General features: G+C 45.4%; 11 protein-coding genes. 9 read left to right on the top strand and 2 right to left on the bottom strand.

Features of this window, described 5'->3' with window-relative positions; genetic code table 11:
* Nucleotides 1-22: 22 nt before the first annotated feature.
* Both mqnC and HUU58_04595 read right to left on the bottom strand, forming a co-directional pair.
* Nucleotides 23-1,108, bottom strand: a complete 1,086-nt coding sequence (mqnC, locus tag HUU58_04600; GenBank protein ID NUN44942.1) for a dehypoxanthine futalosine cyclase — start codon at nucleotides 1,106-1,108, stop codon at nucleotides 23-25.
* A 131-nt stretch (nucleotides 1,109-1,239) separates the two neighbouring features.
* Complete coding sequence (locus HUU58_04595) at nucleotides 1,240-4,491, bottom strand: hypothetical protein (protein NUN44941.1); 3,252 nt, start codon at nucleotides 4,489-4,491, stop codon at nucleotides 1,240-1,242.
* A gap of 256 nt (nucleotides 4,492-4,747) precedes the next feature.
* On the opposite strand from HUU58_04595, the gene HUU58_04590 reads away from it, so the two are divergent.
* From HUU58_04590 to thiL, 9 genes are all read left to right on the top strand, one after another.
* Nucleotides 4,748-5,371, top strand: a complete 624-nt coding sequence (locus tag HUU58_04590) for a TetR/AcrR family transcriptional regulator (protein NUN44940.1) — start codon at nucleotides 4,748-4,750, stop codon at nucleotides 5,369-5,371.
* A gap of 3 nt (nucleotides 5,372-5,374) precedes the next feature.
* Entirely contained in the window at nucleotides 5,375-6,262 is an 888-nt protein-coding gene (locus HUU58_04585; protein NUN44939.1) for an HlyD family efflux transporter periplasmic adaptor subunit, read from the top strand.
* Nucleotides 6,263-6,292: 30 nt separating this feature from the next.
* A complete protein-coding gene (locus HUU58_04580; GenBank protein NUN44938.1) occupies nucleotides 6,293-6,691 on the top strand; it encodes a hypothetical protein in 399 nt (132 codons plus the stop codon).
* Nucleotides 6,688-7,608 carry an ABC transporter ATP-binding protein gene (locus tag HUU58_04575; GenBank protein ID NUN44937.1) on the top strand — a complete coding sequence of 307 codons (921 nt, stop codon included), beginning with the start codon at nucleotides 6,688-6,690 and terminating at the stop codon, nucleotides 7,606-7,608. The genes HUU58_04580 and HUU58_04575 overlap by 4 nt, the downstream gene beginning before the upstream one ends.
* Entirely contained in the window at nucleotides 7,595-8,350 is a 756-nt protein-coding gene (locus tag HUU58_04570; GenBank protein ID NUN44936.1) for an ABC transporter ATP-binding protein, read from the top strand. The genes HUU58_04575 and HUU58_04570 overlap by 14 nt, the downstream gene beginning before the upstream one ends.
* Nucleotides 8,347-9,447 (top strand): ABC transporter permease, encoded by a 1,101-nt coding sequence (locus HUU58_04565; protein NUN44935.1) that lies wholly within the window; start codon nucleotides 8,347-8,349, stop codon nucleotides 9,445-9,447. Before HUU58_04570 ends, HUU58_04565 begins: the two co-directional genes overlap by 4 nt.
* Before the next feature lie 2 nt (nucleotides 9,448-9,449).
* A complete protein-coding gene (locus HUU58_04560) occupies nucleotides 9,450-10,562 on the top strand; it encodes an ABC transporter permease (GenBank protein NUN44934.1) in 1,113 nt (370 codons plus the stop codon).
* 78 nt (nucleotides 10,563-10,640) lie between these two features.
* Nucleotides 10,641-11,255, top strand: a complete 615-nt coding sequence (locus HUU58_04555; protein NUN44933.1) for a hypothetical protein — start codon at nucleotides 10,641-10,643, stop codon at nucleotides 11,253-11,255.
* A gap of 183 nt (nucleotides 11,256-11,438) precedes the next feature.
* Nucleotides 11,439-12,058, top strand: a 620-nt coding sequence (gene thiL / locus HUU58_04550; GenBank protein NUN44932.1) for a thiamine-phosphate kinase, incomplete at its 3' end; no start/stop codon positions are given.

Here is a 12,058-nt window from a genome sequence, read left to right as displayed (position 1 = left end):
ATTGCGAAGAGGCTATGATCAATCAATTCACAAAAGTGTATTGATTATTTCGGCGTTTGGGTTCATAACCGGCATCACGGATCATTTTTTCTATGTCTTTCACCGTTACGTTAAAAGAGGTACCGTTTTGGCTTACAACATTTTCTTCGATCATGAGACTGCCAAAGTCGTTGGCGCCATAATTGAGGCCTAATTGGCCGATGTCTTGCCCTTGTGTAACCCAAGACACCTGAAAATTATCAATATTATCAAGCAAAAGGCGAGAAATGGCTAATGTCTGGAGATACTCTACTGTCGTGGTGGTACGCAGGTTTTGGTTTTTGCCGAGAGGTACATTATCCGGCTGGAAATTCCACGGGATAAATGCGGTAAAACCGAGGCCGTAGTTTTTTAAACTGTTATCCTGAAGATCGCGGATTTTAAGAATATGCTCGATGCGCTCTTCGCGGGTTTCCACATGGCCGTACATCATCGTCGCCGTGGATGTCAAGCCGTGTTTGTGAAATATACTATGCGCATCCAGCCACTCTTGGGTGTCGCATTTTCCGCGTGAAATTTCCGAGCGAACACGATCTACAAGGATCTCTGCGCCGGCACCGGGCACAGACTGAAGTCCGGCGGCTTTGAGTCGCGCAACCGTTTCATCCAGCGTAAGTCCCGAAACTTTGGCGATGTAGCGGATTTCCGGGGCGCTCAGGCAGTGCAGCCAAATCTGAGGGTATTTGGAGCGCAGATGACGAAATAAATCTTCGTAATAAGTGATTTTGAGTTTTGGATTCAGTCCGCCTTGCATAAGGATCTGAATGCCTTCCAGTGCGATAAGTTCGTCAATTTTTTCATCAATAACTTCCGTAGGAAGGACGTAACCTTCGTCGTGACCTATCGGGCGATAAAAAGCACAAAAACTGCACAGATCAACGCAGACGTTGGTATAGTTGATATTACGATCAATGATATACGTGACTTGATTGCCCGGACGCTTTTTTTGGCGAACATGGTTGGCGAGGAAACCGAGCAGCGGTAGCTCTTTGCAAGCGTACAGCGTCATCCCGTCTTCAAACGTCAGGCGTTCGTTGTTTTCGATTTTATCAAAAATCTTCTGCAGCATAAATTCGCTTTCATTTAAAGTTTCAATTATTTTTGAAACTTGGAACGCGCCATATTAGAAAAAACCGAAATGGATTGCAAGGAGGATTTCAAAGTAACGCGGCGCGCAGAAAAGAGGCCGACCCGAACGGATTAATGGTGTCCTTCGAGCGAAACGGAAAAACTAAATGTCGAGCCTTTATTTTTTTCTGATCGCACCCAGACCGAACCGCCGTGGAGTTCGACTATTTTTTTTACGATGGCCAGCCCTAACCCGGTGCTGGTTTCACCATCGGTAGGTGTGGCGCTCAATCGCGTGAATGTTTTGAAAGCGCTGGATAAATCTTCCTGCGTTAGGCCCTGGCCATTGTCTTCGACATGAATATGCATAAACATGCCCGATACTTCGGCATAGACACGGATGCGGCCATTTTTAGGTGTGTATTTGACGGCGTTACTGATGAGGTTGTTGAGTACGTCGGCGATCCGAATACGATCCACAAGAATCTTGGGGAGGTTGGGTGCGATATCGGATTTTAACGTAGTACCTTTGCGCTCGGCTGCACGAAGATTGAGCTCGAACGCATCATGAATAATGGTTTCGATATTCTCGGGGAGTTTGTTTATGGATAATTTGCCCGATTCGATAGCGGAAATATCCAACAGATCATTTAATGTCGAACTGATGCGATCGGATAAACTTAGCGCACGTTCCATATCATGCATATCTGTTTCACGATCGTTAATTTGATTTTTTAAAGCTTCCAAGTGAAACTGAACCAGATTTCGTATCGCAGAGATAGGACTACGCAAGTCGTGTACAGCCATGCCCAGAAGTTCGTTTCGTATCGCATTGACGCGTTCCAATTCGCTGTTTTTTTCACGCAACTCTCTTGTGCGCTCCGTTATCTGGCGTGCCAATTCGTTCTTTTGATTTTCGATGCGGCGGATGCGTATTCGATAAAATAGAATAGCTAAAAACACAATCAGAAAAATACTGCTGCCGACGAACCACCATGTTTTATAAAATGGCGGCAGAATTTCAAAACGAAATGCGGCCGTTTTATCACTCCAATGGCCGTCGCTATTGGTGCCGCGTACCTGAAAAACATATTTTCCCGGATCAAGATTGGTATAATTGACCGTACGTCGTGATGCATCAGCATCGGACCACTCCGTTTCAAATCCTTCAAGGCGATAGGCGTATTTATTCTGTTCTGGAAAAGAAAAATCAAACGATGCAAACTCAAAAGCCAAGGTAGATTGATCATGCCGAAGCGTCGTATATTTGTCATCCCAAGGTTCGTGCTCCAACATGCGATTGGCAACACGCACGGCCGTGATAGCCACCGGGACATCGTATTTTTTACTTTCGAGGCTATCCGGATGAAAAATCACCACGCCGCTCACACCGCCGGCCATGATCGTTCCGGATACATTGCGAATCGCCGCGCCCATATTAAACTCATCACTTTGCAGGCCGTGGTGCGATGTATAGTTTCGAAATACAGGTACGGCATCGTGCGGATCCAGTACGGATAATCCGTGGCTGGTGGTCATCCAAAAACGGCCACGCTGATCTTTGATCAAGGCGTATATTTGGTTACTTGCGAGTCCGTTTTTTTCGGAGTAACAAATAAATGTTTCTGTCTCGCGGTTCATCCGGTGCAATCCTCCGTAGGTGGCCACCCACAGACTACCGTCTTTGTCTTCGGATACGGCGCTGACAAAATTATTTTGAAGACGTTTCAGTCCCGGACTTTGCGTCGAATATACTTTAAACGTAGACGAATTTCTGTCGAAACGATGTAACCCGCCTTGCGCCGTGCCTACCCATAAAACGCCGCGCGCGTCTTCGAAAACAGTACGCACCTGATTGTCTTGCAGAGAAGTTGAATCTTTTTCTTTTTTCTTAAAAACTTTGAAAGTTCTGTTTCCGGGTTCTAATCGGAGAAGCCCGGCGTCATACGTACCAACCCAAAGTACGTTTTCGTGGTCAACGTATAGTGCTAAAATATTATTTGTAGGAATTCCGCCCGGCGAAAATTTATTAACTTGAAACGCTGAAATGCGCTGTGTGCGCGGATCAAACCGTTTGAGACCGTCTCCGAACGTCGCAAACCAAATCACACCATTGCTGTCCTGTGCCATTGCGTAGGCTGTTTCGCCGAGCTTCCACGCTTCCCTTCGCGGGTTGGTATATTGAGAAAAAACCTCTTTTTTGGGGTTATAGACCGTGATGCCTTTTTGAGTACTGATCCATATGTTGGATTGCCGATCTTCGTGCAGTGACCAGATCATATTATCCGGTAAACCGCGTTTAGGATTGGGGTGTGCATTGATAAATTGAAAGCGGTCTTTGATACGAAGGTATTTGCGTAACCCATCACCGATAGTGCCAAACCACATCATGCCACTGCGGTCTTCCAGAATAGAAACTACGACTTGATCATTGCGCGGTGTTGAGGAAGGTTTGGACTGAATTTGAACAAAGCTATCCCCGGCAGGATCATATTGCATAACACCATTGCCAAATGTGCCTACCCACAAAATGCCTTTACTGTCTGCAAATAAGGACCAAATACTGTTATGAGCTATTGAGCCGGGTTTGGAAGCATCGGGTTGATACGAATTGAATCGTCCGGTAAGCGGATCAAGACGATTGACCCCGTTATTGAGTGTGCCAATCCAGATTTCCGTTTTATACTGACGGATGCTGCGAATGGATAAGCCGCTGATGCTATAGGGATTTCCTGTAGTGGGTTGGTAACGAATAAAATTATCCGCCATCGCATCGTAGCGATTGAGACCATTGTCTCGTGTTCCAATCCAAACACGGCCGATATCATCCGTGTATAAAACAAAAATATCATTGCTGCTCACAGACCGGGGATCCGCAGGGTCAAAACGATACTGTCGCCAATCGGCCGTTGATGCAGATTTTCTGAATAACCCGGCTTGCTGTGTGCCAACCCAAAGATGGTGTTGCAAATCTTCCGTAATTGCAAAGACAGACAATGAGGTATTATCCAGCGGTATAGAAATAAACTTGTTTCGTGCCGCATCGTAGCGGTGCAGCCCGCCGCGGGTTCCTACCCATAAATTACCGGTATGATCTTCAAAAAGTGAAGTTATCCAAGCATTTTGTAACGCACCGGAATCTGCCGGATCGGCTTTGAAAATCTTAATGGAATACCCATCGTAGCGATTAAGTCCGTCTTCGGTGCCAATCCAAAGAAAACCTTGCCTGTCTTGTAGCATGCAGATAGCGGAGCTTTGAGAGAGCCCTTCTTCGAGGGAAAGCCGGTCCAGATCAACAAAACGCACCTGTGCCGTTACGCTGCAAATCAGCGATATTAGGGTAATTTCAAAAAAAAGCAGGCTCCGCCAAACGTATTTTGTCATGAGAAGTTTTAAAGTGGTTTGGATAGGGGTATTATAATAATTTATATCCCTCATTTTCCATAAAAATTTATGTTTTATACTTGAAAGACCGATTCATAGAATTTTCTAAATTGTTTTATTAAACATAAACACTAAAGACAGTTTTTTAGCGTTTGCTACATAAAAAACTTGACACAGCTGTGTTTATAATATATATTTAACTGTTTAGTTAAACTATCTAATTAATAATTTAAGTTTATTATTATCAATATTTAAAATGGATCAAAACATAAAAACAGAACAAGATTCAGCAGAAAACAAGATCATCAAAGCCGCTCGTTCCATATTTCATCGTCGAGGCTTTGACGGCGCCCGGATGCAGGAAATAGCCGACGAAGCCGGCATCAATAAAGCACTTTTGCATTATTATTACCGCAGCAAAGACCGTTTGTTTCAAGCTGTTTTTGAAGAGGCGATCTCACGTTTTTTTCCTCTCGTTTTACATATGATCAATTCCGAAGCACCACTGGAGCAAAAAATCGAAAAACTGATTCACACCTATATCGACTTTATAAAAAACAATCGCTTCATTCCCGGTTTCGTTTTACATGAAATGACGACCAACCCCGAGCGTATGCGGCGCATATTTGAGGAACGCGGTATAGTACCTAAGCTAGATGTCATCAAACGTCAAATACGCGAAGGCATCGAAGATGGACGCTATATCCCGATCGAGCCGGAGCAATTGCTTCTTAGTATTTTAAGCCAATGTGTTTTTCCTTTTGTTGCCAAACCGATGGTCGAGTTTTTTTTCAGTATGGACGAAAAACAATTCAATGAATTTATAGAACGCCGTAAAGCGCAGGTCACCATGCTGGTGCTCAATGGTTTACGGGTTTAGGAGATGCATGTGAAAACCTTTATAACGATCACATTATTTTTAATAACCCTGACGGCGTGTTCCAAAAAAAACAACATGGCCGATGCGTACGGTAATTTTGAAGCAGTCGAAACTTTGATTGCTGCTGAAGCCGGCGGAAAGCTGCTTTTTTTTGATGTCGAAGAGGGGATCACTTTGACCGAACAACAACGCGTCGGATGTATTGATACCACACAACTGGCGCTGAAGCGGATACAATTGGTCGCGTCCAAACAAAGTGTAGCCGCCCGATCAGATAACGTCCTTGCGCAAATGGAAGTACTGCAGGAGCAGCGCCGTGTGGCCATGACGGAAAAAACGCGTATTGAGAATCTCTATCGTGAAAAAGTAGCGACGCAGAAACAAATGGATGACATCACAGGCCAGGTGCGTGTGATCGAAAAACAAATCGCTTCCACGGAAGCACAAAATGCCGGCGTATTGTCGGAACTGGCCGGGTTGGATGCGCAGATACGTCAGATCAACGATCAAATACAAAAAAGTCTCATTATCAATCCGATATCGGGAACCGTATTGGCTAAATATGTACAATCGTATGAGATCGTATCCTTTGGCAAACCGCTTTATAAAATTGCCGACATCCGTGTGATGCATTTGCGCGCGTACATCAGCGGTGATCAGCTGCCGCATGTAAAAATAGGTCAAAAAGTGCGAGTCGCGATAGATGACAACGCTACGGACAATCGCTCGCTCGAAGGCGAAGTGATTTGGATTGCCTCTAAGGCGGAATTTACACCGAAGATTATTCAGACCAAAGAGGAACGCGTCAATATGGTGTACGCCATCAAAGTAAAAGTTCAAAACGATGGCAGTTTGAAAATCGGGATGCCGGGCGAAATGTATTTTCAATAAAGTCAGGTGAATGATTAGAAGTTTTTTAAAATGAAACCGTTAATAACAAAATTACTTATTTCGTTGTCGGCGGCCATCTTTGGACTGGCGACCATCACGGCGGGCGGCGCTGCCATTTTTTTTAATGCGGGTGTTTTCGGAACAGTCATACCTTGGGTTGTCTGGTTTAATTTTTTTTCAGGTTTTATCTATGTCGCAGCAAGTCTGTATGTGTGGATTGATCCGCGCGTAGCCTACAAACTAAGCGTTTACATCTTTATTACGACGAGTGTGATTTTTGTTTTATTAGGAATACATATCGCATCGGGTTTGGCCTACGAAAAAAGAACCGTTGCAGCGATGGGCTTCCGATGGATAGTGTGGGGCATTATTTCTCTGATCGGGTATTATGTTTTTGTGAAAAACCAAGCGGATAATACCAAACTATGATATCGGTCGAAGCGGATCATCTCACGAAACGATTTGGCAAAACGTCAGCGATTACAAGCCTGAGTTTTCAGGTCAAAGCCGGAGAACTTTTTGGTTTTATCGGACCGGATGGCGCAGGAAAAAGTACGTTATTTCGCATTCTGACAACACTGATGATACCCGACGAAGGCCGCGCCACCGTGAGCGGATTGGACGTTGTTCGCGACTTCAGGGAATTGCGCAAACGATTAGGTTATATGCCGGGTCGCTTTTCGTTGTATCAGGATCTCAGTGTAGAAGAAAATCTACAATTTTTTGCATCGGTTTTTGGCACCTCTATTCAGGAAAACTACGATCTCATTCGCGACATCTATGTTCAGATCGAACCGTTCAAAAAACGCCGCGCAGGCCAGCTGTCCGGCGGCATGAAACAAAAACTGGCCTTGAGTTGCGCGTTGATACACAAGCCGGAAGTTCTTTTTTTGGATGAGCCGACCACGGGTGTTGACGCTGTTTCAAGGCAAGAGTTTTGGCACATGCTCAAACGGCTCCAGACCAAAGGTATTACCATCATCGTATCCACGCCTTACATGGATGAAGCCGGGCTTTGTGATCGTATCGCATTGATTCAAAGCGGTAAAATTTTGGATATCGACACACCGGCCGATGTGGTGGGAAAATTTCGTTCGCCGCTGTATGCGATCAAAAGTCGTAAGACCTATCTTTTGATGGAGCATTTGCGCGGATCTGCGGAAACACAATCTATTTTTCCGTTCGGCGAATTTTTGCATTACACGGATCGGCGTCCCGGGGTTTCCGAACAGCAATTACGTGATGAACTGAGGACGGAGGGATTTGATGATGTCGAAGTGATGCGCACCGAACCGACCATCGAAGATTCGTTTATGGCATTGATGGAGCAACATGAAACCCAATAAATCCGATGCGGCAATTACGGTTCGTGATTTGACTAAACGCTTTGGTTCGTTTATCGCTGTCAATGCGATTACGTTTGATGTCGGTCGCGGTGAAATTTTCGGTTTTTTGGGCGCCAATGGGGCCGGTAAAACCACCGCGATGCGAATGCTCATCGGATTATTGGCGCCTACGTCGGGTACGGCACAAGTCGCCGGGTATGATGTTTATACGCAAACAGAGAGCATTAAAAAAAATATCGGCTACATGAGTCAACGGTTTTCGCTGTATGAAGATATGACCGTGCAGGAAAATATCACCTTTTACGGCGGTATTTACGGTTTATCCGACGCGGCGATACGTACCAAAAGCGAAATGCTACTGGATCGTCTGCGCATGCATGATGTAGCCAGGACTATGCTGCGCGAGTTGCCTTTGGGATGGAAACAAAAGCTGGCTTTCTCGGTGGCATTATTACACGATCCGGCCATCGTTTTTTTAGACGAACCGACCGGTGGTGTGGATCCGATCACACGGCGTCAGTTTTGGGATATGATCTACGAAGCGGCGCATCGCGGTGTCACCGTATTTGTAACCACGCACTATATGGACGAAGCGGAGTACTGTGATCGCGTGTCGATCATGGTGGACGGGCGCATGGCTGCGCTGGACACGCCGCGCGGATTGAAGCAAACGTTTGAGGCAAAATCTATGAACGACGTGTTTATCCGCCTTGCAAGACCGCAGCAAAGTAAAGAATTATGAAAAGCTTTCGCGCATTTATCGTCAAAGAATTCTTTCACATCCTTCGCGACAAACGAACGGTATTGATTCTTTTTGGTATGCCTGTCATTCAAATGATTTTATTCGGCTTTGCCATTCGTAATGAAATCAATGATGCGCGCATTGCCATACTGGATCATGCCCACGATGCGCGTTCACAGGAAATCACTCAAAAAATTTTATCATCCGGTTATTTTCAAAATGTTCAAACACTGACGCACGACGATCAAATAGCGCCGGCATTTGAAACCGGCGACGTAAAGATGGCTGTGGTTTTTGAACCGCAATTTACCGCGCGTTTGTATCACGAAGGTGTAGCGAATATACAACTGATCACCGATGCGACGGAACCCAATATGGCTACGACGTTGACGGCCTACGCGACTTCCATTATCCGGGATTATTCGGCGAATCTTAATCCGCATGCCTTGACGCCGATAGTCACTGAAGTAAAAATGCTTTTCAATCCGGAGATGCGCAGCGTATATCTTTTTGTCCCGGGGCTTATTGCGCTTTTGCTGATGCTGATATCCGCACTGATGACTTCCATCACCATCACTCGCGAAAAGGAACTCGGAACGATGGAGATTTTATTGGTTTCCCCGCTGCGACCGATACAGATCATCGTCGGAAAAGTATTGCCTTATTTATTGTTGTCCTTGGTCAATACTTCAACAGTTCTTTTGCTGGCACGATTTGTTTTCGAAGTGCCGTTTCGCGGCAGTTACGCGCTTTTTTACGCGGAGGCGTTACTTTTTATCATGACGGCTTTATCGCTTGGGTTACTGATTTCTACGATTGCCCGTACACAACAGGTAGCTATGATGGCATCGTTGGCCGGACTGATGCTGCCCGTTATTATTCTTTCCGGGTTTATTTTTCCGGTTTCGAGTATGCCGGTGCCACTTCAGATTTTTAGCAATATTGTTCCGGCTAAATGGTTTCTCATTATCGTCAAAGGTATCATGCTCAAAGGCGTTGGTATCGAATATCTGTGGAAAGAAACCCTGGTGCTCGCGGGTATGACACTCTTACTCATGACCATCAGTGCGCGAAAATTTAAAATCCGATTGGAGTGACGATGCGGACGATTCGATTTATTTTGCGTAAAGAGTTTCTTCAGATTTTTCGGAACAAAGGTATGTTGCCTATTATTTTCGTTATGCCTTTCATTCAGCTGTTGATACTTTCCAATGCGGCGACATTCGATGTGAAGAATGTAAAATTTCAAATCGTCGATCGCGACCGATCGGATTTGTCAAGGCAACTGATCGAGCGTTTTACGTCAACGCATCATTTTATTCTCACGGACATGCCGACCAATTATGCGCAAGCGGAAGGATCCGTTTTAAAAAACGAAGCCAGTTTGATCGTTGAAATTCCAGCTTTTTTCGAAAAGGATGTGATCACGGGAGCGACGGCGAAATTGCAACTGGTGATCAATTCCGAAGACGGAAGTACGGCCGGCGTGATTCAGTCGTATGCGGCTCAGATCATTCAGGATTTTACGAGACAGACCGTGCCTTTTCAGCCGACTCAGGGCACGACGCAGCGCATCGAAATAATCGCCAGAAATTGGTATAATCCGGAATTGAATTATAAACATTATATGATACCCGGCATACTTGTGGCATTGGTAACGATGATCGGTCTGTTTTTGTCAGGCATGAACGTTGTGCGAGAAAAAGAAATCGGTACGATCGAACAAATCAACGTAACGCCGATAAAAAAACATCAATTCATCATAGGAAAACTGCTACCGTTTCTCATCATCGGATTATTTGAATTGGCTATGGGGTTGGTTATTGGCCGCTTAGTGTTTGATTTGCCGATGCTCGGCGGATTACCGCTGGTTTTTGGCATCACGATTATCTATCTGATATTGGTTTTGGGGCTGGGTCTTTTTATTTCGACGGTTACAGAAACGCAGCAGCAGGCGATGTTTATCGCATGGTTCTTTATGGTGATTTTTATGTTGATGGGCGGGCTTTTTACGCCGCTTGACAGTATGCCGCTATGGGCGCAACAGACCATGTGGATCAATCCGGTAGCGTTGTTTATTCGCATACTGCGGCAGGTGTTGCTCAAAGGCGCGCCGCTGCAGGATATAATTCCTTATGTTTCCGCGTTGATAGGTTTAGCTTTCACTATGTTTACATTGGCTGTCATTCGTTATCGTAAAACCAGTGATTAACGATAATACTTGTTTCCAATCCTCAATTTTGTTTATACTCTCAATGCACACAAAGAAAAATGATTTTGGAGTTAGCTTATGAAGTACATAGTGATTTTTGTTGTATTCGTAATGACGATAGTGAGTTGCAAACCCGGGCCGAAACCGGCTCCCGAAAATGCGCCCGCAGGTAATCCCCATGCCGGAAATCCGCATGCAAATATTGATATGAATGCGCCGGGCCATGTAGTTTTTAAAGCCCCTGAAGTTTGGAAGTCTGAAACGCCGACCAATTCGATGCGTAAGGAGCAGTACCGTCTTCCCGGCAGTAAACCGGAAGATGACGCGGAACTTGTACTGTCTTATTTTCCCGGTGCCGGCGGATCCGTTGATGCCAATCTTTCGCGTTGGTACGGGCAGTTTAAACAACCGGACGGCAGCGATACTCAAAGTAAAGCCGTAATCAAAAATACAGAAAACAACAAACTCAAAATAACGATTGTTCGTGTGAGCGGTAATTATATGAAACCGCGTGTGGCCGGTCAAATGGGCGGCCCGGTGGATGAAACGCCGGGTTATGCGATGTGGGCCGCTATCGTCGAGGCGCCCAATGGTCCTTGGTTTCTCAAAGCGGTCGGCCCTCAAACCACGATGGACAAATACAGTAAGGAGTTTGAACAGCTTATCGGTACGATAGATTATATCCTTGATTAATTTTTACTGAACTCGGATCCCATCTCGAGAATACGTACGCGGGCTCACCCATCATTTCAGGCGAGCCCGCGTTTTTTTATGGGAAATCACGACTTTTAACGGGTTGATTTTTAATCGGTTTTATTGCTTTAAAACGCATAAAATAATTGCTATAAAAAGCCCCTACCCGTATATTGCCGCCTGATGAAATCAAAAAAAACGGGCGACGAATTTAGCCTGATTCGTCAGTTACACGCGATTCTGGAGTCGGGCTATCCGGCCGGAAAAAATGTTCTTTGCGGCATAGGCGATGATGCGGCATGGGTGCGGTCATCGGCAAAACAACAAGTTATCACGACGGATGCAATGGTCGAAGGGATTCATTTTGACCGGCGATATATGACGTTTGAAGATATTGGCTATAAAAGTATTTCCGTCAATGTCAGTGATATCGCGGCCATGGGTGCAGACCCTTCATTTGCAGTGATCGCGCTTCAAATGGATTCGCAGACGCGTACTAAAAGTATACATGCGTTGTATCGCGGGATAACAAAAGCATGCCGGAATTATAATGTACAAATTGTCGGCGGAAACATTTCGCGCAGTTCTGCGTTTTCGATAACGGTTACTTTAATCGGAAACGTTGCTGAAAGAAATAGACCATGGCTTCGCAGCGATGCCCGTATCGGGGACGTGATCGCGGTAACCGGCGATCTTGGAGGATCGGCTGCCGGGTTGATGTTTTATGATCGTTTAAAGAAAAAACCGGCGTATGCCTGGCAACGGCACTGCAGACCGGATGCGCGACTGGAATGGGCGCAAAT

It is taken from the genome of bacterium (assembly GCA_013360215.1).
In the GTDB taxonomy this organism is placed as follows: Bacteria; CLD3; CLD3; order SB21; family SB21; genus JABWCP01.
The sequence above is the reverse complement of the archived record's forward strand: the minus strand, read 5'-3'. Positions and strand labels throughout refer to the sequence as shown.